Source organism: Lysobacter enzymogenes, assembly GCF_017168095.1.
GTDB lineage: Bacteria > Pseudomonadota > Gammaproteobacteria > Xanthomonadales > Xanthomonadaceae > Lysobacter > Lysobacter enzymogenes_D.
In genome coordinates this window covers 21,168-45,172 of record NZ_LXSD01000282.1, presented here as the reverse complement: position 1 = coordinate 45,172, position 24,005 = coordinate 21,168, and the positions used below count along the sequence as shown (strand labels likewise).

General features: G+C 72.3%; 2 protein-coding genes (1 of these 2 only partly in view). Both read left to right on the top strand.

Translation table 11 applies throughout. The annotated features are described in order from the left end of the window. The first annotated feature begins 33 nt into the window (after positions 1 to 33). Positions 34 to 11,544 (top strand): non-ribosomal peptide synthetase, encoded by an 11,511-nt coding sequence (locus A7A76_RS08690; RefSeq protein WP_206410829.1) that lies wholly within the window; start codon positions 34 to 36, stop codon positions 11,542 to 11,544. Continuing rightward, positions 11,544 to 24,005 carry the 5' end (the start) of a non-ribosomal peptide synthetase gene (locus A7A76_RS08685; protein WP_206410828.1) on the top strand. 13,131 nt of this gene lie beyond the right edge of the window, so the window shows 12,462 of its 25,593 coding nt (coding positions 1–12,462); the start codon lies at positions 11,544 to 11,546; its stop codon lies beyond the right edge, outside the window. Before A7A76_RS08690 ends, A7A76_RS08685 begins: the two co-directional genes overlap by 1 nt.

Here is a 24,005-nt window from a genome sequence, read left to right as displayed (position 1 = left end):
GCAATGCGGCGCGACCACTTCAAAGGGACATCGATGAGAACGGACCACCACCGTCGCAGCGACAACGCTCCGGCCGCCCCGATCGTCAACCGTCATTCCCTGGACGCGCAGCTGTGCGCGCACGAACTGTTCGAGAAGCGCGCAGCGCGGTCGCCGTCGGCGGTCGCGATCCGCCAGGACGGCTTCGAGCTGAGCTATGGCGAACTCAACGCGCGCGCCAACCGCCTGGCGCGGCATCTGCGCGCGCTCGGCGTCGGCGCGGACGACCGCGTCGCCTTGCGCCTGCCGCGCAGCGCCGAGCTGATCGTGGCGATGCTGGCCGTCGCCAAGGCCGGCGCGGCGTATCTGCCGCTGGATCCGGCCTATCCGCCGGAACGCCAGGGCTACATGCTCGCCGACAGCGGCGCGCGGCTGCTGCTGACGTTGGGCGAGGGCGGGGATGCGGCCGCATCGCCGCCGCGGATCGCGCTGGACGCGCCGCAACGTCCGTGGGATCGGCTCGACGGCAGCGATCTTAGCCGCGCCGAAACCGGCCTGGCGCCGGAGCATCTGGCCTATGTGATCTACACCTCCGGCTCGACCGGCCAGCCCAAGGGCGTGATGGTCGAGCACCGCAACCTGCGCAATCTGCTCGACTGGCATTGCGATGCGTTCGCGCTGAGCGAAGGCGAGCGCAGTTCGTGCGCGGCCGGTTTGGCGTTCGACGCCTGCACCTGGGAAATCTGGCCGCCGCTGTGCATGGGCGCGACCTTGGTGCTGGCGCCGGCCGCGGCGGCGGGCGACCCGGTGGCGCTGCTGCGCTGGTGGGAGTCGCAGGAACTGCACAGCGGCTTCCTGGTCACCGCACTGGCGGAGATCGCGCTCAAGCGCGCGCCCGCGGCCGGGCCGTTGCGCCGGCTGCTGACCGGCGGCGACCGCCTGAGCCGCCTGCCGGACGCGCACCTGCCGTTCGAGCTGATCAACAACTACGGTCCGACCGAAACCACGGTGGTGGCGACCTCGGGGCGGCTGCGCGCGGACGATGCCGCGCTGCATATCGGCCGTCCCATCGCCAACACCTCGATCTATCTGCTCGATGAGGACGGCCGGCCGGTCGCGGACGGCGCGCCCGGCGAGATCTTCATCGGCGGCGCGAGCGTGGCGCGCGGTTATCTCAACCGGCCCGAGCTCACCGCCGAGCGTTTCCTCGCTGACCCGTTCGCGGGCGGCGCCGAGGCGCGCATGTACCGCACCGGCGACCTCGGCCGCTGGCTGCCGGACGGCAACCTGGAATTCCTCGGCCGCAACGATCAGCAGATCAAGATCCGCGGTTTCCGGGTCGAGCCGGGCGAAATCGAAGCGCGCCTGCGCGAACTGGCCGGCGTCGACGAGGCGGTGGTGCACGCGCGCGAGGACCGTCCCGGCGACAAGCGCCTGGTCGCCTATCTGACCGGCGCCGACATCGCGCCGGCGGCGCAATTGCGTGCGGCGCTGTCGCGCGAATTGCCCGACTACATGGTGCCCGCGGCGTTCGTGACGCTGCCGCGCCTGCCGCTGACGCCGAACGGCAAGCTCGACCGCCAGGCCCTGCCGGCGCCGGACCACGAGGCCTACGCGCAACGGCCCTACACCGCGCCGCAGGGCGAGACCGAAACCGCGCTGGCGCAGATCTGGGCCGAGCTGCTGCAACTCGAGCGCGTCGGCCGCGACGACCATTTCTTCGAGTCCGGCGGCCATTCGCTGCTGGCCGTGCAGTTGATGGAGCGCTTGCGCGACCGCGGCTTCTACGCCGACGTGCGCACGCTGTTCGCCGAACCGACCCTGGCGGCGCTGGCGCGCGCGGTGGAGCAGGCGCGCGAACGCGATTGGCGCGAAGTCGCGGTGCCGCCGAACCTGATCCCGGCCGGCGCGACCGCGCTGACGCCGGACCTGCTGCCGCTGGTGCGCCTGGACGAGGCGCAACTGGCGCGCATCGTCGATTCGGTGGCCGGCGGCGCGGCCAACCTGCAGGACGTCTATCCGCTGGCGCCGCTGCAGGAAGGCATCCTGTTCCATCATCTGCTGCAGACCCAGGGCGATCCCTACCTGCTGTCGACCACGCTCGCGTTCGACTCGCGCGAGCGCCTGGACGGCTTCGTGCGCGCGTTGCAGGTCGCCATCGACCGCCACGACGCGCTGCGCACCGCGGTGCTGTGGGAAGGCCTCGGCGAACCGGTGCAGGTGGTCTGGCGCAAGGCGACGCTGCAGGTCGAGACCCTGGCCTTCGACGGCGCCGATGTCGAGGCGCAGCTGCTCGCCCACACCGATCCGTCGCACAACCGCATCGATGTGCGCAGCGCGCCGCAGATGCGCGGCTTCGCCGCGTTCGACGCGGCCGGCCAGCGCTGGCTGCTGACGCTGTTGCAGCACCACCTGATCATGGACCACATCACCAGCGACCTGCTGATGCAGGAACTGGCGTGGATCCAGGACGGGCGCGAAAGCGAACTGCCCGCGCCGGTGCCGTTCCGCGACTTCGTCGCCCAGGCGCGCCTGGGCGTGAGCGTGGAAGAACACGAGAGCTATTTCCGCCGCATCCTCGGCGATGTCGAACAGACCACCGCGCCGTTCGGCCTGAAGGATGTGCAGGGCGCGGGCCAGCACATCGTCGAGCTGCAGCGCACGCTCGATCCGGCGCTGTCGCGGCGCATCCGCGCCCAGGCCAAGGCCTTGGGCGTCAGCGCGGCGAGCGTGTTCCACTGGGCCTGGGGCCAGGTGCTGGCCAAGACCGCCGGCCAGGACGAGGCGGTGTTCGGCACGGTGCTGTTCGGGCGCATGCACGGCGGTTCGCGCGCCGATCGCGCGCTCGGCCTGTTCATCAACACGCTGCCGGTGCGCGTGCGCCTGGGCGAGGTCGGCGTGCGCGAAGGCGTGCTGGCCACTCACGCCAGCCTGTCGGAGCTGGTCTGGCACGAACACGCGCCGCTGGCGCTGGCCCAGCGCTGCAGCGCGCTGCCGGCATCGACGCCGCTGTTCTCGGCCTTGCTCAACTATCACTACAGCGCCGGCTCGCTCGGCATCGACGTGGAGCGCGGCTGGGGCGAGGGCGTGCAGTTGCTCGCGTTCAAGGAGCGGACCAACTACGCCTTCAATCTCTCGGTCGACGACCGCGGCGAGGACTTCGGCCTGGGCCTGCAGATCGTCGCCGACATCGACGGCGGGCGGGTCTGCGATTACCTGCAGCGGGTGCTGGAACGCGCCGTGGATGCGCTGGAACGCGCGCCGGACGCTGCGGCCTGGACCATCGACGTGCTCGACCGCGACGAGCGCGAACGGCTGCTGCGCGAACGCAACGCGACCCGGCGCGACTACCCGCGCCAGGGCGGCGTGCACCGCGCGTTCGAGCGCCGCGCGGCCGATACGCCCGACGCGGTGGCGCTGGAACAGGACGGGCATGCACTGAGCTACGCCGAACTCGACGCCTGCGCCGAGCGCGTGGCGCGGCGTTTGCGCGCGCTGGGCGTCGGCACGAACGATCGGGTAGCGTTGCTGCTGCCGCGCAGCGTCGAACTGGTGGTGGGCATGCTCGCCGCGCTCAAGGCCGGCGGCGCCTATGTGCCGATGGACCCGGCCTATCCGGCCGAGCGCGTGGCGTTCCTGCTCGCCGACAGCGCGCCCAAGGCGGTCTTGAGCACGGCCGAGCTGCGCGCGCAGTTCGCGCTGGACGCGGCGGCGCCGGTATTGCAGCTCGACGGCGAGGACGCACAGGCGGACGCCGGCGACACCGCCGCAGGCGATCGCGTCGCGGTCGATGGCGGCGACCTGGCCTATGTGATCTACACCTCCGGCTCGACCGGCCAGCCCAAGGGCGTGATGGTCGAGCACGATCATCTGGCCAACCTGGTCGGCTGGCACTGCGAAACCTTCCCGCTGCAACCCGGCGAGCGCACCGCCAGTCTGGCCGGCGTCGCGTTCGACGCCTGCACCTGGGAAATCTGGCCGGCGCTGAGCATGGGCGCGACCTTGCTGCTGCCGCCGCAGGCCGCGGCCGGCGACCCGATGCAGGCGCTGCACTGGTGGCGGCAACAGGAACTGCACAGCGGCTTCCTCGTGACCGCGCTGGCCGAGATCGTGCTGTCCGACAGCATGCTGTCCGACAGCGCGCCGTCCGACGCCGCCGCGGCCCAGCCGGGCAGGGCGCTGCGCAGCCTGCTGACCGGCGGCGACCGCCTCAGCCGCCTGCCCGAGCGCGCGCTGCCGTTCGAACTGATCAACAACTACGGCCCGACCGAAACCACGGTGGTGGCGACCTCCGGCCGCCTGCGCGGCGACGATGCCGCCCTGCACATCGGCCGGCCGATCGCCAACACCGCGATCTATCTGCTCGACGCGCACGGCCAGCCGGTGCCCGAAGGCGTGGCCGGCGAGATCTACATCGGCGGCGCCAGCGTCGCCCGCGGCTATCTCAACCGTCCCGAACTGAGCGCCGAGCGCTTCCTCGCCGATCCCTTCGCAGGCGTCGATGGCGCGCGCATGTACCGCAGCGGCGACCTCGGCCGCTGGCTGCCCGACGGCAATCTCGAATTCCTCGGCCGCAACGACCACCAGATCAAGCTGCGCGGGTTCCGCATCGAACTGGGCGAGATCGAAGCGCAGCTGGCGCGCCTGCCCGGCGTCGCCGAAGCCGCCGCGCACGTGCGCGAGGACGCGGCCGGCGACAAGCGCCTGGTCGCCTATCTCGTCGGCGCCGGGCTGGCGCCGGCCGCGCAACTGCGCGAGGCGCTCGCGCGCGAGCTGCCGGACTACATGGTGCCGACCGCGTTCGTGATCCTCGAACGCCTGCCGCTGACTGCCAACGGCAAGCTCGACCGCCGCGCGCTGCCGGCGCCGCAGGACGAGCATTACGCCCACCGCGCCTATGAGGCGCCGCAGGGCGAGACCGAAACCGCGCTGGCGCAGATCTGGGCCGAACTGCTGCGGGTCGAACGGGTCGGCCGCCGCGACCATTTCTTCGACCTCGGCGGCCACTCGCTGCTGGCGATGCGGCTGCTGTCGCGCATCGGCCAGCGCTTGAACCTGGAGGCCTCGCTGCCGCAGTTGTTCGCCCAGCCGGTGCTGGCCGACTTCGCCGCCGCGCTGGCCCAGGCCCAGGCCGACGCGCTCCCGGCGCTGAGCGCCGGGCCGCGTCCGGACGCGCTGCCGCTGTCGTTCGCCCAGCAACGGCTGTGGTTCGTCGCGCAAATGGGCGAGGAAGCCAACGCCGCGCACAACATTCCGCTCGGCCTGCGCCTGCGCGGCGCGCTGGACGCGGCGGCGCTGGACGCGGCGCTGGCGCGCATCGTGCAGCGCCACGAAGCGCTGCGCACCCGCTACGAGCGCGTCGACGGGCAGCCGGTGCAGCGCATCGAGCCCGCGTCCGGCTTCGCCCTGAGCCGCCACGATCTCAGCGCCGCCGCCGACCCGCAGGCCGAACTGCAGCGGCATGCGCTGGAGGAAGCGCGCGCGCCGTTCGACCTGGAACGCGCCGCGCCGGTGCGCGGGCGCCTGCTGCGCCTGGGCGAGGACGACCATGCGCTGTTGCTGACCCAGCACCACATCGCCTCCGACGGCTGGTCGATGGGCGTGCTGATCGACGAACTCGGCGCCTTGTACCGCGCCTACGCGGTCGAAGGCGTTGCGGCCGGGCACGACCCGCTGCCGCCGCTGCCGGTGCAGTACGCCGACTACGCGCTGTGGCAGCGCGGCTGGCTCGACGGCGACCTGCTGCGGCACCAGCAGGACTATTGGCGCGACCACCTGCGCGCCGCGCCGGACCTGCTGGAACTGCCGACCGACCGGCCGCGCCCGGCGGTGCAGGAACACGCCGGCGAGCGCCGCCGCTTCAGCCTCGATGCGGCGCTGACCCGCGAGCTGCACGCCTTCAGCCATCGCCACGGCACCACCTTGTACATGACCCTGCTGGCGGCCTGGGCGGCGCTGCTGGGGCGTTTGTCGGGACAGCAGGACCTGGTCGTCGGCACGCCGATGGTCAACCGCAACCGCACCGACCTGGAACCGCTGATCGGCCTGTTCCTCAACACCCTGGCGCTGCGTTTCGACCTGTCCGACGACCCCAGCGCGGCCGCGTTCCTGGCCCAGGTGCGCGACACCGCGCTGGCCGCGCAGGCCAACAAGGACCTGCCGTTCGAGCAAGTGGTGGAAACGCTCAAGCCGGCGCGCAGCCTGGCCTACACGCCGCTGTACCAGGTCGTGTTCGTGATGCAGAACCAGGTCGATCCGGTGCCGGATCTGCCCGGTGTGCAGGTCGAGGCGATGGAAGCGCCGCAGACCCGCGCGCAGACCGACCTGTGGTGGTCGATCAGCGAGCAGGACGAGCAGTTGCACGGCGAAGTCGTGTTCGCCACCGCCTTGTTCGACGCCGACACCATCGAGCGCTGGATCGGCCACTGGGAAGTGCTGTTGCGCGGCATGATCGCCGACGACGCCCAGGCGCTGAGCCGGTTGCCGTTGCTGACCCCGGCGCAACGCGAAGAGGCGGTGCATGCGTGGAACCGCACCGAGCGCGCGCTGCCGCCGCAGCGCCACGTCCACGCCTGGGTCGAAGCGCAGGCCGCGCAGGCCGGCGACGCGCCGGCGCTGGTGCACGAAGACCAGCGCCTGAGCTACGCCGAACTCAACGCCCGCGCCAACCGCCTGGCCCATTACCTGATCTCGCTGGGCGTGCGCCCGGACCACCGCGTCGCGCTGGCGCTGGAACGCGGCGCCGACTTCGTGATCGCGATGCTGGCCACGCTCAAGGCCGGCGCCGCCTACGTGCCGCTGGACCCGCAGTATCCGTCCGAACGCCTGGCGTTCATGCTCGACGACAGCCGGCCCAAGGCGGTGCTGACCCACAGCTCGGTGCAGGAACGCCTGCCGGCGAGCCGCGCGCTGATGACCGCCAGCGTGGTCGAACTCGACGACCCGGCGGCGCCGTGGGCGCAGCTTTCCGACGCCGATCCGGACGCCGACGCGCTGGGGCTGACGCCGGACCATCTGGCCTATGTGATCTACACCTCCGGCTCGACCGGCAAGCCCAAGGGCGTGATGGTGCCGCACCGCGGCCTGTGCAACCTGGTCGCCGCGCAGGCCGACGCGCTCGAGGTCGCGCCCGGCAGCCGCGTGCTGCAGTGCGCGTCCTTCAGCTTCGACGCCAGCGTGTTCGAGATGGTGATGGCGCTCTGCCACGCCTCGACCCTGTACGTGCCCGCGCCCGGCGCGCTGCTCGCCGGCCAGACCCTGGCCGATGCGGTGCGCCGCCACGGCATCACCCATCTCACCCTGACCCCGGCGGTGCTGACCAGCGTCGAAGACGAAGCCGCCTTCGCCAGCGTGCGCACCCTGGTCGTGGCCGGCGACGCCTGCGCGCAGGCGCTGGTGCGGCGCTGGGCGCGCGGGCGCCGCTTCGTCAACGCCTACGGCCCGACCGAATCGACGATCTGGGCGACGTACCAGCCGTGCGACGCCGATGCGGCGGGCGCGCCGCCGATCGGCCGGCCGATCGCCAACACCGCGATCTATCTGCTCGATGCGCACGGCGAACCGGTGCCGACCGGCGTCGCCGGCGAGATCTTCATCGGCGGCGCCGGCGTCGCCCGCGGTTATCTCAACCGCGCCGAGCTCAGCCGCGAGCGCTTCCTCGACGATCCCTTCGCCGGGCGCGAAGGCGCGCGCATGTACCGCACCGGCGACCTGGCCCGGCGGCGCGGCGACGGCGTGCTGGAATTCCAGGGCCGCAACGACGCACAGGTCAAGCTGCGCGGCTTCCGCATCGAGCTGGGCGAGATCGAAAACCAGCTGACCCGCCAGCCCGGCGTGCAGGAAGCGCTGGTGACGCTGCGCGAGGACGCCAGCGGCGAACGCCGCTTGGTCGCGTATCTGGTCGGCCCGCAGATTCCCGAAGCGCAGCACCTGCGCGCGGCGCTGGCCAAGGCGCTGCCCGAGTACATGCTGCCGGCGGCGTTCGTGACCCTGGCGGCGTGGCCGCTGACTCCCAACGGCAAGCTCGACCGCCGCGCGCTGCCTTCGCCGGACGGCGAGGCCTTCGTGCAGCGCGAGTACGAACCGCCGCAAGGACCGGTGGAGCAGGCGCTGGCCGAGATCTGGACCGAACTGCTGCGGATCGAGCGGGTCGGCCGGCGCGATCATTTCTTCGAGATCGGCGGCCACTCGCTGCTGGCGATGCAGCTGACCTCGCGCGTGCGCCAGCGCCTGGGCCAGGAACTGGAACTGGCCAGCGTGTTCGCCAGCCCCGTGCTGAGCGATCTGGCCGAGCGCGTGGCCCAGGCCGAGGCCAGCACCTTGCCGCCGATCCGCACCGGCCAGCGCCCGGCGGCGCTGCCGCTGTCGTTCGCCCAGCAGCGCCTTTGGTTCCTGGCGCAGATGGGCGAGGAGGCGAACGCGGCCTACCACGTGCCCGGCGGCCTGCGCCTGCGCGGCGCGCTCGACGAGGCCGCGCTGCAGGCCGCGCTCGACCGCATCGTGCAGCGCCATGAAGTGCTGCGCACCCGCTTCGGCCTGGAACAGGGCCAGCCGGTGCAGTGCATCCAGGCCGAAGGCCGCTTCGCGCTGAACCGGCACGACCTCAGCGGCGCCGCCGATGTCGACGCCGAAGTCGAGCGCTGGACCCTGGTCGAGGCGCACGAGACCTTCGACCTCGGCACCGGCCCGCTGATCCGCGGCCGCTTGCTGAAGCTGGCGGCGCAGGACCACATCCTGCTGCTGACCGTGCACCACGTGGTGTCCGACGGCTGGTCGATGAGCGTGCTGATGCGCGAGCTCGGCGAGCTGTACCGCGCCTATGCCGTCGATGGCCTGTCGCCGGCCGAAGATCCGCTGCCGCCGCTGCCGGTGCAGTACGCCGACTACGCGCTGTGGCAGCGCCAATGGCTCGACGGCGCGGTGCTGCAGCGCCAGCTGGAGTTCTGGCGCGGGCACCTGCTCGGCGCGCCGGCGCTGCTGGAACTGCCCGGCGACCGGCCGCGGCCGGCGGTGCAGGACCTCAGCGGCGGCACTTTGACCTTCGAGCTCGACGCCGAACTGAGCCAGGGCCTGCGCGCGCTGAGCCAGCGCCACGGCGCCACCTTGTACATGACCCTGCTCGCCGGCTGGGCCGCGCTGCTGAGCCGGCTGTCGGGCCAGGACGATCTGGTCGTCGGCACCGCCGGCGTCAACCGCAGCCACGCCGAGGTCGAACCGCTGATCGGCTTCTTCGTCAACACCCTGGCGCTGCGCATCGACGTGTCCGGCGAGCCGAGCACGGCCGAACTGCTGGCGCGCGTGCGCGCCACCGCGCTGGCGGCGCAGGCGCACAACGACGTGCCGTTCCAGCAGGTGGTCGAGGCGGTCAAGCCGCCGCGCAGCCGCGCGCACACGCCGCTGTACCAGGTCGCCTTCGTCATGCAGAACACGCCCGACGGGACGCTGCATCTGCCGCAGATGGAGATCGAGCCGATCCTGCCGGAGACGACCTCGGCGCAGATCGACCTGTGGTGGTCGGCCACCGAGACCGGCGATCGCATCGAATGCTCGGTGGTGTTCGCCAAGGCCTTGTTCGACGCCGACACCATCGTGCGCTGGAGCGGCCACTGGAAGACCCTGCTGGCGGCGATGGTGGCCAACGACGCGCGGCCGGTGAGCCGGCTGCCGCTGCTGTCCTCGCCGCAGCGGCGCCAGGTGCTGGAGACCTGGAACGCGACCCGGCGCCCGTACCCGCGCGAACTCAGCGTGGTGCGGCGGGTGCAGGCGCGCGCGCGCGACGCCGCGCAGATCGCGGCGGTGACGCACGAAGGCGCGAGCCTGAGCTACGCCGAACTCAACGCCCGCGCCAATCGTCTCGCCCATCGCCTGATCGCGCTCGGCGTGCGTCCGGACCAGCGCGTGGCGCTGCTGCTGGAACGCGGGCCGGAGCTGATCGTGGCGATGCTGGCCACGCTCAAGGCCGGCGGCGCCTACGTGCCGCTGGATCCGCAGTATCCGAGCGAGCGTCTTGCGTTCATGCTCGACGACAGCCGGCCCAAGGTGGTGCTGACCCAGGCCTCGCTGGAAGACGCGCTGCCGTCCAGCCGCGCGCTGATGACCGCCGGCGTGGTCGTGATCGACGATCCGTCGGCCTCGTGGCTGCAGCTGTCCGACGCCGATCCGGACCCGGCCGCGCTGGGCCTGGACGAACACCATCTGGCGTATGTGATCTACACCTCCGGCTCGACCGGCCAGCCCAAGGGCGTGATGGTCGAGCGCGCCAACCTGGCCAACCTGGTCGGCTGGCATTGCGAGACCTTCCCGCTGCAGCCCGGCGAACGCACCGCGAGCATGGCCGGCATGGCCTTCGACGCCTGCACCTGGGAAATCTGGCCGGCGCTGAGCATGGGCGCGACCCTGGCGCTGCCGCCGCGCGCGGCCGCCGGCGATCCGGCGCAGTTGCTGCAGTGGTGGCAGGCGCAGGAGTTGCACAGCGGCTTCCTGGTCACCGCGCTGGCCGAGATCGCGCTGCAGGATGCGGCCGCGGCCAGGCCGGGCAGGGCGCTGCGCAGCCTGCTGACCGGCGGCGACCGCCTCAACCGCCTGCCCGATGCGGCGCTGCCGTTCGAACTGGTCAACAACTACGGCCCGACCGAAACCACGGTGGTCGCGACCTCGGGCACGCTGCGCGCCGACGACGGCGCGGTGCATATCGGCCGGCCGATCGCCAACACCGCGATCTACCTGCTCGACGCGCACGGCGAACCGGTGCCGCAGGGCGTGGCCGGCGAGCTCTACATCGGCGGCGCCAGCGTCGCCCGCGGTTATCTCAACCGCGCCGAGCTCACCGCCGAGCGTTTCCTCGACGACCCGTTCGCCGGCCGCGAGGGCGCGCGCATGTACCGCAGCGGCGATCTGGCGCGCTGGCGCGGCGACGGCCGGATCGAGTTCCTCGGCCGCAACGACCATCAGGTCAAGATCCGCGGCTTCCGCATCGAACTGGGCGAGATCGAGGCGCGCCTGGCCCGCCAGCCCGGCGTCGCCGAGGCGGTGGTGCATGCGCGCGAGGACAACCCGGGCGAGCCGCGCCTGGTCGCCTACCTGGTCGGCCCCGATGTGCCGGCGGCCGCGCAGTTGCGCGAGGCGCTGGCCAAGGAACTGCCCGAGTACATGCTGCCGGCCGCGTTCGCGGTGCTCGAACGCCTGCCGCTGACGCCGAACGGCAAGCTCGACCGCCGCGCGCTGCCGGCGCCGGAGGGCGACGCCTACGCGCTGCAGGCCTACGAGGAACCGCAGGGCGAGATCGAGAACGTGCTGGCCGCGGTGTGGATGGAACTGCTCAAGCTGCCGCGCATCGGCCGCCACGACCACTTCTTCGAGATCGGCGGCCATTCGCTGATGGCGACGCAGCTGGTCTCGCGCATCCGCCGCGAATGGGAGCTGGACATCCCGCTGGCCGAAGTGTTCTCCAACCCGACCCTGGCCGCGCTGTCGGGCGTGATCGTCGACTACGAACTGTCGGCGTTCGACCCGCAGGACATCGCCTCTCTTCTTTCCGAGCAAGAACTGGTCAAAGGCTCCGCCTGATGAATACCTCTTCGATGGATGGTCTGAGCCGCGCCGAGCGCGAAGCCCTGCTGGCCCGCGCCAAGGCCGCGAAACTGGCGCGCAGCGGCGGCGCGGCCGAGCGGATCCAGCGCCGCGGCGGCGACGCCGCGTACTGGCCGGCGTCCTACGCCCAGCAGCGGCTGTGGCTGATCGCCAACATGGGCGAGCAGGCCAGCGCGGCCTATCACGTGCCGCTGCGCTTCGCCCTGCGCGGCGCGCTCGACGAGTCCGCGCTGCAGGCGGCGCTGGACCGGATCGTGCAGCGCCACGAAGCGCTGCGCACGGTGTTCGACTGGGTCGACGGCCAGCCGGTGCAGCGCATCCTCGCCCGCGCCGGTTTCCAGCTGCAGCGCCACGACCTGAGCCAGGCCGCCGACATCGATGCCGAAGTGGCGCGCTGGAGCCGCGCCGAAGAAGACGCACCGTTCGACCTCGCCGCCGGCCCGCTCGCGCGCGGCCGCCTGCTGCGCCTGGGCGAGGGCGAGCACGTGCTGCTGCTGACCCTGCACCACATCGTCTCCGACGGCTGGTCGATGGGCGTGCTGATGCGCGAGCTCGGCGAGCTGTACCGCGCCTACGCCGTCGACGGCGTCGCCGCGCAGATCGATCCGCTGCCGGAACTGCCGGTGCAATACGCCGATTACGCGCTGTGGCAACGCGACTGGCTCAGCGGCGAGGTCCAGCTCAAGCAGCAGGCGTACTGGCGCGAACGCCTCGACGGCGCGCCGGCGCTGATCGAACTGCCCGGCGACCGGCCGCGCCCGGCGGTGCAGGACTACGCCGGCGCCAGCCTCGACCTGGAACTCGACGCCGAACTCAGCGAAGCGCTGCGCGCGCTGTCGCGCAAGCACGGCACCACCTTGTACATGACCCTGCTGGCGGCCTGGGCCGCGCTGGCCGCGCGCCTGTCCAACCAGGACGAGGTGGTGATCGGCACACCGGTGGCCAACCGCAACCGGGTCGAGCTGGAACCGCTGATCGGTTTCTTCGTCAATACCCTGGCGCTGCGCCTGGACCTCAGCGGCGCGCCGAACGCCGGCGAGCTGCTGGCGCGCGTGCGCGAGCAGGTGCTGCAGGCGCAGGCGCACCAGGACGTGCCGTTCGAGCAGGTGGTCGAAGCGGTCAAGCCGGCGCGTTCGCTCGCGCATACGCCGCTGTTCCAGCTCATGTTCACCTGGCACAACGCCGAGCAAGGCGAAGCGCTGGAGATCGGCGGCCTGCACTGGCAGGCCCTGGCCGACGGCGAGCGCCGCAGCGCCCAGTTCGACCTGTCGCTGGGCCTGCAGGAGATCGACGGCCGCATCGTCGGCAGCCTCGGCTTCGCCACCGCCTTGTTCGACCGCGCCACGGTCGCGCGGCACCTGGACTACCTCAAGGCCTTGCTGCGCGGCATGGCCGCCGACGACGCCCAGCCGGTCGCGCGCATCGCCTTGCTCGACGCCGATCAGCGCCGCGCCGCGGTGGAACGCGGCGTCGCGCCGCGTCGCGCCTATCGCCAGGGCGTGTGCATGCAGCAATTGTTCGAGGAACAGGCGCAGCGCACGCCCGAGGCGATCGCGCTGGAGCAGGACGGACAACGGCTGAGCTACGCCGAACTCAACGCGCGCGCCAACCGGCTCGCGGCGCATCTGCGCGGGCTCGGCGTCGGCCCGGACCGGCGCGTGGCGTTGTTGCTGGAACGCAGCCCGGAGCTCGTGGTGGCGATGCTGGCCACGCTCAAGGCCGGCGGCGCCTACGTGCCGATGGATCCGGCCTATCCGCCGCAACGCCTGGACTACCTGCTCGCCGACAGCGCGCCCAAGGCGCTGCTGACCCAGGACGAACTGCACGCCGCGCTGTCGCTCGGCGAAGCCACGGCGGTCGTGCGCCTCGACGACGAGGCGGCGTGGGCGCAGGCGCCGGCGGAGAATCCGTACCCCGGCGCGCTCGGGCTCAGCGCGGTCAATCTGGCCTATGTGATCTACACCTCCGGCTCCACCGGCGAGCCCAAGGGCGTGATGGTGGAACACGCCAACCTGACCAACCTGGTCGGCTGGCATTGCGAGACCTTCCCGCTGCAACCCGGCGAGCGCACCGCGGCCATGGCCGGCGTCGCCTTCGACGCCTGCACCTGGGAAATCTGGCCGGCGCTGAGCATGGGCGCGACCCTGGCGCTGCCGCCGCGCGCCGCGGCCGGCGATCCGCTGCAACTGCTGCAGTGGTGGCAGGCGCAGGAACTGCACAGCGGCTTCCTGGTCACTGCGCTGGCGGAGATCGTGCTGTCGGATACGTCTACGTCCGCGGCCAAGCCGGGCAAGGCGCTGCGCAGCCTGCTCACCGGCGGCGACCGCCTCAGCCGCGTGCCCGCCGCGCCGCTGCCGTTCGAGCTGATCAACAACTACGGCCCGACCGAGACCACGGTGGTGGCGACCTCCGGGCCGCTGCGCGCAGACGGCGCGGCGCCGCACATCGGCCGGCCGATCGCCAACGCCGCGATCTACCTGCTCGACGCCTATGGCGAGCCGGTGCCCGAAGGCGTCGCCGGCGAGATCTACATCGGCGGCGCCGGCGTCGCCAGCGGTTACTTCAATCGGCCCGAACTGACCCGCGAGCGTTTCCTCGACGATCCCTTCGCCGGCCGCGTCGGCGCGCGCATGTACCGCAGCGGCGACCTCGGCCGCTGGCGGCCCGACGGCAATCTCGAATTCCTCGGCCGCAACGACCACCAGCTCAAAATCCGCGGCTTCCGCATCGAACTGGGCGAGATCGACGCGCGCCTGGCGCGCCTGCCCGGCGTGCGCGAGGCGGCGGCGCACGCGCGCGAGGACGGCGCCGGCGACAAGCGCCTGGTCGCCTACCTGGTCGGCGACGCGCTGGCCCCGGCCGCGCAACTGCGCGACGCGCTGGCGCGCGAGCTGCCCGAATACATGCTGCCGTCGGCGTTCGTGACCCTCGAGCGCCTGCCGTTGACCGCGAACGGCAAGCTCGACCGCCGCGCCTTGCCGGCGCCGCAGGACGATCACTTCGCCCACCGCGCCTATGAGGCGCCGCAGGGCGAGACCGAAACCGCGCTGGCGCAGATCTGGGCCGAACTGCTGCAGCTCGAGCGGGTCGGTCGGCGCGATCATTTCTTCGACCTCGGCGGCCATTCGCTGCTGGCCTTGCAGGCGACCGCGCGGCTGCAACAGCGCCTGGGCCTGAACGTGGCGCTGTCGCTGTTGTTCGCCCATCCGGTGCTGGAAGACTTCGCCCGCGCCGCCGCGGCGCAGCGCGGCGAAACCTTGCCGGCGATCGCCGCCGCGGCGCGGCCGCCGGCGTTGCCGATGTCGTTCGCGCAGCAGCGGCTGTGGTTCCTGGCGCAGATGGACGAAGCCGCCAGCGCCGCCTATCACATGGCCGGCGGGCTGCGCCTGCGCGGGCCGCTGGACGTGGCCGCGCTGCAGGCCGCGCTCGATCGCATCGTCGCCCGCCACGAGGCGCTGCGCACCCGCTTCGCCTCGCACGACGGCCGGCCGGTGCAGCGCATCGGCGAGGCCGCCGGTTTCGCCCTGGCCCATCAGGATCTCAGCGACGCCGAGGACATCGACGCCGAACTGGCGCGCTGGAGCCGGATCGAAAAGGAAGCGCCGTTCGACCTCGCCGCCGGCCCGCTCGCGCGCGGGCGCCTGCTGCGCTTCGGCGCGGACGACCACGCCCTGCTGCTGACCTTGCACCACATCGTCTCCGACGGCTGGTCGGTCGGCGTGTTGGTGCGCGAGCTCAGCGAGCTGTACCGCGCCTACGCGCTCGACGGCGTGGCGATGGATACCGACCCGCTGCCGGCGCTGCCGCTGCAATACGCCGATTACGCGCTGTGGCAGCGCGACTGGCTCGCCGACCCGGCGCAGGGCGCGCAGCTGGACTACTGGCGCGAACGCCTCGCCGGCGCGCCGGCGCTGATCGAACTGCCGACCGACCGGCCGCGTCCGCCGGTGCAGGACTACGCCGGCGCCAGCTTCGACCTGGAACTGGACGAAGACACCAGCGACGCGCTGCGCGCGCTGTCGCGCAAGCACGGCACCACCTTGTACATGACCCTGCTGGCGGCGTGGAGCGCGCTGGCCGCGCGCCTGGCCGGGCAGGACGAAGTGGTGATCGGCACCCCGGTCGCCAACCGCGCCCGGGTCGAGCTGGAGCCGCTGATCGGCTTCTTCGTCAACACCCTGGCGCTGCGCCTGGACCTCGGCGGCGACCCCGGCGTCGGCGAACTGCTGGCGCGCGTGCGCGAGCAGGTGCTGCAGGCGCAGGCGCACCAGGACGTGCCGTTCGAGCAAGTGGTCGAGGCGGTCAAGCCGGAGCGCTCGCTCGCCCATAGCCCGCTGTTCCAGCTGATGTTCAGTTGGCAGAACACGCCGCAGCCGGAACTGAGCCTGGGCGCGCTGAGCCTGCGCGAACTCGGACCCGGCGAGCATCGCAGCGCGCAGTTCGACCTGTCGCTGGCGTTGCAGGAAGTCGGCGGCCGCATCGTCGGCCAGCTCGAATACGCCACCGCGCTGTTCGACCGCGCCACCGTCGCGCGCCATGTCGATTACTTCAAGGCGCTGCTGCGCGGCATGATCGGCGACGACGGCCGCGCGGTCGCGCGCATCGGCATCCTCGGCCGCGACGAGCGCCGGCGGGTGCTGGAAGACCGCAACGCCAGCGCGCGGCCGGTGCCGCAGGCCGGCGGCATCCATCGCCTGTTCGAACAGCAGGCCGCGCGCACGCCCGATGCGACCGCGCTGGAGCAGGCGGGGCAGGGGCTGAGCTACGCCGAACTCAACGCCCGCGCCAATCGCCTGGCCCGGCATCTGCGCGCGCTCGGCGTCGGCCGCGACGAGCGCGTGGCCATCGCGCTGCCGCGCAGCGCCGAGCTGATCGTGGCGATCCTGGCCACGCTCAAGGCCGGCGGCGCTTACGTGCCGCTGGATCCGGCCTATCCGGCCGAACGCCTGAGCTATCTGCTCGGCGACAGCGCGCCCAAGGTGGTGCTGAGCCAGCGCGAGCTGATCGCCGGCTTGCCGGCCGCCGCGGCGACGCTGGTGGACATCGACGCCGACGCCGAGGCCTGGGCCGCGCTGCGGGGCAACGACCTCGACGAGACCGCGGACGACGCGCACGCGCTGGCCTATGTGATCTACACCTCCGGCTCCACCGGCCAGCCCAAGGGCGTGATGGTCGAACACGCCGGCCTGATCAACCAGATCGCGGCGCTGCAGGCGCATTACGCGCTGAGCGCGGCCGACCGCGTGCTGCAGTTCGTCTCGCCGACCTTCGACGTGTCGGTGGAGGAGATCTTCACCGCGCTGCTCAGCGGCGCCACCCTGGTGCTGCGCACCGACGAGTGGATCGCAGGGCCGGCGCGCTGGTGCGAACTGTGCGCGCAGCACGCGCTGACCGTGGCCAACCTGCCGACCCTGTTCTGGCAGCAGCTGGCCCAGGCCGCGGACGTGGCGATCCCGGCCGCGCTGCGTCAGATCGTCATCGGCGGCGACGCCGTCAGCCCGGCCGCGCTGGCGGCGTGGTGGGCGCGCGGCGGCCATCGCCCGGCGCTGTCCAACGCCTACGGCCCGACCGAAACCACGATCAACGCCAGCGTCGCCGACTGCGCGCCGCAGGCCAACCCGCACAGCGTCGGCCGGCCGCTGGCCAACACCGCGATCTATCTGCTCGACGCGCACGGCGAGCCGGTGCCGGAAGGCTCGCCCGGCGAGATCTACATCGGCGGCGCCGGCGTCGCCCGCGGCTATCTCAATCGCCCGGAACTCAGCGCCGAACGTTTCCTCGCCGATCCGTTCGCCGCCCGCGAGGGCGCGCGCATGTACCGCAGCGGCGACCTCGGCCGCTGGCTGCCCGACGGCACCATCGAGTTCCTCGGCCGCAACGACCATCAGCTCAAGATCCGCGGTTTCCGGGTCGAGCCGGGCGAGATCGAGGCGCTGCTGCGCCGTCTGCCGGGCATCGCCGAGGCGGTGGTGCACGCACGCGAGGACCGTCCCGGCGACAAACGCCTGGTCGCCTACCTGGTCGGCGCCGACATCGCGCCGGCGGCCGAGCTGCGCGCGGCGCTGTCGCGCGAGCTGCCCGAGTACATGCTGCCGTCGGCCTTCGTCGCGCTCGAACGCCTGCCGCTGACGCCGAGCGGCAAGCTCGACCGTCTGGCGCTGCCGGCGCCGGACGCCGACGCCTACGCGCAGCGCGATTTCCAGGCGCCGCAGGGCGCGACCGAAATCGCCCTGGCGCAGATCTGGGCCGAGCTGCTGCAGCGCGAGCAGGTCGGCCGCAACGATCACTTCTTCGAATCCGGCGGCCATTCGCTGCTGGCCGTGCAGCTGATGGAGCGCCTGCGCGCGCGCGGCCTGCAGGCCGACATCCGCACCCTGTTCGCGCAGCCGACCCTGGCCGGCCTGGCGCGGGCGCTGGAGCGATCGCGCCAGCGCGAAACGCGCGAAGTGGCGGTGCCGCCGAACCCGATCCCGGCCGGCGCCACCGCGCTGACGCCGGACCTGCTGCCGTTGGTGCGGCTGGACGAGAGCCAGCTCGCGCGCATCGTCGACTCGGTGCCCGGCGGCGCGGCCAACATCCAGGACATCTACCCGCTGGCGCCGTTGCAGGAAGGCATCCTGTTCCATCACCTGCTGCAGGCGCAGGGCGATCCCTACCTGCTGTCGACCACGCTGGCGTTCGATTCGCGCGAGCGCCTGGACGGCTTCGCGCGCGCCCTGCAGACCGCGATCGACCGCCACGACGTGCTGCGCACCGCGGTGCTGTGGGAAGGCCTGGACGAGCCGGTGCAGGTGGTGTGGCGCAACGCCGCGCTGGAAGTCGAGACCCTGGTGTTCGACGGGCCCGACATCGAAAGCCAGCTGCGCGCCTACACCGACCCGGCGCACTACCGCATCGACGTGCGCAGCGCGCCGCAGATGCGCGGCTTCGCCGCGTTCGACGCGGCCGGCCAGCGCTGGCTGCTGGTGCTGTTGCAGCACCACCTGATCATGGACCACGTCACCAGCGACCTGCTGATGCAGGAGCTGACCCTGATCCAGGACGGCCGCGAAAGCGAACTGCCCGAGCCGGTGCCGTTCCGCGACTTCGTCGCCCGCGCGCGCCTGGGCGTCAGCGTGGCCGAACACGAAGACTATTTCCGCCGCGTCCTGGGCGATGTCGAGGAGACCACCGCGCCGTTCGGCCTCAAGGACGTGCAGAACGCCGGCCAGGACATCCGCGAAGCCCAGCGATTGCTCGACCCGGCGCTGTCGCAGCGCATCCGCGAGCAGGCCAAGGCGCTCGGCGTCAGCGCCGCGAGCGTGTTCCACTGGGCCTGGGGCCAAGTGCTGGCCAAGGCCACCGGCCGCGACGAGGCCGTGTTCGGCACGGTGCTGTTCGGCCGCATGCACGGCGGCGCCCGCGCCGACCGCGCCATGGGCCTGTTCATCAACACCTTGCCGCTGCGCGTGCGCCTGGGCGAGGTCGGCGTGCGCGAAGGCGTGCTGGCCGCCCACGCCAGCCTGTCGGAACTGGTCTGGCACGAACACGCGCCGCTGGCGCTGGCCCAGCGCTGCAGCGCGCTGCCGGCGTCGACGCCGCTGTTCTCGGCGCTGCTCAATTACCGCCACAGCTCGCCCGAGCATGCCGTCGACGATGCCGCCGCGCTCGGCGCCGGCATCGAGGTGCTGGCCGCGCAGGAGCGCCACAACTATCCGCTGAGTTTGTCGGTGGACGACCTCGGCGGCGATTTCCACCTCGGCCTACAAGTCGTGGCCGAAGTCGATGCCGGCCGCGTCTGCGACTACCTGCAGCGCGTGCTGGAGCAGGCGGTGCAGGCGCTGGAACACGCGCCGCAGACGCCGTCGTGGCGCATCGACGCGCTCGCGCCAGCCGAACGCCAGCGCCTGCTGCGCACCTGGGGCGCCGCCGGCGCCGAGTACGCGCAGAAGGCCTGCATCCACGAATTGTTCGAACGCCAGGCCGCGCGCACGCCCGATGCGGTCGCGGTGGTGCACGGCAGCCGCCGGATCGGTTACGACGCGCTCAACCGTTCGGCCAACCGGCTCGCGCATCGCCTGATCGCCGAGGGCGTGAATCCGGGCGATGCGGTGGCGGTGCTGCTGGAGCGCTCGATCGACCTGGTCGCCGCGCAGATCGCGATCCTCAAGTGCGGCGCGTTCTACGTGCCGATCGACCAGAACGCGCCGGCCGAGCGCCAGGCGTTCCTGCTCGCCGACAGCGCCGCGGCGCTGGTGCTGAGCCGCTCCGGCCACGCCGCGCCGGCGCTGGACGGCGCGCGCCGGCTCGACCTGGATGCGCTCGACCTGCGCGCGCAGCCCGAGCACGACCCGGAGCGCCGGATCGACAGCGAGGCCATCGCCTACGTGATGTACACCTCCGGCTCGACCGGACAGCCCAAGGGCGTGATGGTGCCGCATCGCGCCATCGGCCGGGTCGTGCGCGACAACGGCTACGCGCCGTTCGACGCCAGCGACCGGATCGCGTTCGCCTCCAATCCGGCCTTCGATGCCACCACCATGGAAGTGTGGGGCGCGCTGCTCAACGGCGGCGTGCTGGTGGTGATCGACGCCGACGTGCTGATCGCGCCGCAGCGCCTGGCCCAGGCGCTGAGCGAACAGCAGGTGACGGCGATGTTCGTCACCACCGCCTTGTTCAACCAGTACGCGCTGGCGATTCCCGAAGCGCTGGCCGGGCTGCGTTATCTGCTGTGCGGCGGCGAACGCGCCGACGCCTCCAAGTTCGCCGCGGTGCTGGCCCAGGGCGGGCCGCGCCATCTGATCCATTGCTACGGCCCGACCGAGACCACCACGTACGCGACCACCTGCGAGATCGTGCGCATCGCCGCCGACGCCGCGTCGGTGCCGATCGGCCGGCCGATCGCCGGCACCTCGGTGTATCTGCTCGACGCGCGCGGCCAGCCGGTGCCGGCGGGCGTGCCGGGCGAGCTGTACATCGGCGGCGCCGGCGTGGCGCGCGGTTATCTCAACCGCCCCGAGCTCAGCGCCGAGCGCTTCCTCGACGATCCGTTCGCCGGACGCGAGGGCGCGCGCATGTACCGCACCGGCGACCTCGGCCGCTGGCGCGCCGACGGCAGCATCGAATTCGTCGGCCGCAACGACCAGCAGGTCAAGATCCGCGGCTTCCGCATCGAGCCGGGCGAGATCGAGGCGCAGTTGCGCCGCGTGCCCGGCGTGCGCGAAGCGGCGGTGGACGTGCGCGAGGACAGCCCGGGCGACAAGCGCCTGGTCGCCTACGTGGTCGGCGACGCCTTGCCCGACAGCGCCGGCCTGCGCGCGGCGCTGGCGCGCGAGCTGCCGGAGTACATGGTGCCGGCCGCTTACGTCGCGCTCGACGCGCTGCCGCTGACCCGCAACGGCAAGCTCGACCGTCGCGCGTTGCCGGCGCCGGAAGGCGAGGCCTATGCGCAGCGCGCCTACGAGGCGCCGCACGGCGAAGTCGAAACCGCGCTGGCGCGGATCTGGGAAGAATTGCTGCAGGTCGAGCGGGTGGGGCGGCAGGACCACTTCTTCGAACTCGGCGGCCATTCGCTGCTGGCGGTGCAGATGAGCTCGCGGGTGCGCGAGCGGCTCGGCCTCGAAATCTCGCTGTCGGATCTGTTCGCCCAGCCGGTGCTGAGCGCGTTCGCCGCGCTGGCGTCGCGCCCGGGCGGCGCGGCGGCGGCGCCGCTGCGCGCCGGCGAGCGTCCGCAGGCGCTGCCGCTGTCGTTCGCCCAGCAGCGCATGTGGATGATCGCGCAGATGGGCGCGCAGGCCAGCGTGGCCTACCACATCCCCGGCGGGCTGCGCCTGCTCGGGCCGCTGGACGTGGACGCGCTGCAGGCGGCGCTGGACCGGATCGTGCAGCGCCACGAGGCGCTGCGCACCCATTTCGCCGTGGTCGACGGGCAACCGGTGCAGCGCATCGGCGCCGCCGCCGGCTTCGCCCTGCTGCGCCAGGACATCGGCGCGGCCGCCGACAGCGCCGCGGAAATCGAATACTGGAGCGAGATCGAAGCCGAACAGCCGTTCGACCTGAGCGCCGGCCCGCTGGTGCGCGGCCGCCTGCTCAAGGTGAGCGAGCACGAGCACGCGCTGCTGCTGACCATGCACCACATCGTCTCCGACGGTTGGTCGATGGGCGTGCTGATCCACGAGCTGGGCGCGCTGTACCGCGCTTATGCCGTCGAAGGCGTGGCGCACTCGGTCGATCCGCTGCCTGCGCTGCCGCTGCAGTACGCCGACTACGCCCTGGCCCAGCGCGAGGCGATGGACGCCGACAACGAGCGCCGCCACCTGGACTACTGGCGCTCGCACCTGACCGGCGCGCCGGCGACCTCGGCGCTGCCGATCGACAAGCCGCGCCCGGCCGAGCAGAACTTCAAGGGCGCGATGTTCGAGACCGCGCTGCCGGCCGCGGCCAGCGCCGCGCTGGCCGAACTGGCCCGGCGCGAGCACGCCACGCCGTTCATGGTGCTGACCGCGGCGCTGAGCGTGCTGCTGTCGCGCTACAACGCGCAGAGCGACATCTGCCTGGGCACGGTGGTGGCCAACCGCGACCGCGCCGAGCTCGAGCCGATGATCGGCCTGTTCCTCGACACCCTGGCGATCCGCACCCGCATCGATGCGCAGCAGCGCTTCGAGCAACTGCTGCGCCAGGTCCGCGCCAACCTGCTCGGCGCCTACGCCCACCAGGGTCTGCCGTTCGAGCGCGTGCTCGATGCGGTCAAGCCGGCGCGCAAGGCCGGCATGCCGCCGCTGTTCCAGGTCATGCTGCTGATGCAGAACATGCCGATGGAGCGGCTGGAGCTGTCCGGGCTGGCGATGCAGGCGCTGCCGGCGCCGGAGCACACCGCCAAGTTCGACCTCACCGTCTACGTGACCGAGCGCGACGGCGCGCTGCATCTGGCGTACGAGTACGCGCAGGCGCTGTTCCACGCCGACACCATCGAGCGGCTGGCCGCGCATTTCAACGCGCTGCTGAGCGAACTGGCCGCGGCGCCGCAGACGCGCCTGGACGAGCTGGCGCTGCCGGGCACGCTGGCCTTGCCGGCGCAGTTGCCTGCGCCCGAGCCGCAAGCCGCAGCCGCGGCCGAACCGCAGAGCGAACGCCATGCGCTGTCGTACCACCAGAACCGGATGTGGTTCATCGATGCGTTCGAGACCGGCAAGGTCTACGCGCATTCGCCGGTCTACCACAACCTGCCGCTGCTGCTGGAGTTCGATCCGGGCCTGTCGGCGCGCACCATCGAAGCCGCGCTGAATGCGGTGATCGCGCGCCACGAGGCCTTGCGCACCGCGATCCGCAGCGACGGCACGACGGTGTGGAGCCAGCCCGAACGCGACGGCGCGATCGCGCTGGACTGCATCGACCTGCGCGAGCAGGATCCGCTCGAAGCGGCGCTGGCCGAGGCCGCGCAGCCGTTCGCGCTCGGCCGCGACCGCCTGGTCCGCGCCGCGCTGTGGCGCGGCGCCGGCCGCGCGCTGCTGTGCGTGGTCGTCCATCACATCCTTGCCGATCGCGCATCGCTGCAGACCGTGGCGCAGGAGCTGGTCGATGCCTGCGCGGCATTGGTCGCAGGACATAAGCCGGCGTCGGCGCCCGCGCCGCTGCAATACAGCGACTTCGCCCGCTGGCAGGCCGCGCAGCCGGCCGAGTTCGTCGACACCGGCCTGCGTTACTGGAAGCAGCAGTTGCACGACCGCCTGCAGGCGCTGGAACTGCCGTTGAACCGGCCGCGTCCGGCGGTGCACACCTACACCGCGGCGCGCCACGCCTTCGCCATCGACGGCGAGCTCGGCGCGCGCCTGCGCCGGCGCGCGCAAGAACGCGGCCTGGCGGTCGAAGACGTGCTGCTGGCGGGCTTCCACGCCTTCCTGCGCCGCTACACCGGCCACGACGAACTGGTGATCGGCGTCAGCGCCGACGGCCGCGCGCGGCCCGGTTTCGACGGCCTGGTCGGGCCGCTGGCCAATCTGCTGGTGCTGCGCACCCGGATCGACCCGCACACCGATTTCGCCGGCCTGTCGCAGGCGCTGGCGCACCAGCGCCGGCGCGCGCTGCAGCACCAGGACCTGCCGTTCGAGCGCCTGACCCTGGCGCTGGACCCGGTCAAGGACATGAGCCGCACCGCGCTGTTCGACGTGCTGTTCCAGTACGACGAGCGCAGCGGCCGCCGCCTGCGCAGCGGCGACATCGCCGCGACCGTGCTGGAGACCAACCTCGGCCACGGCAAGTACGACCTGCACCTGCAGCTGTATCCGGAAGGCGAGGGTTTCCAGGCGCGCCTGGCCTACAACGCCGACTTCTTCGACGCCTGGCTGATCGAGCAGATGATGGGCCACTTCGTGCGCCTGCTGCGCGCCGGCGCCGACGACCCGGCAGCGCGCATCGACGACGCGGCGCTGCTGGACGAGGCCGAACGCAGCCGCGTGCTG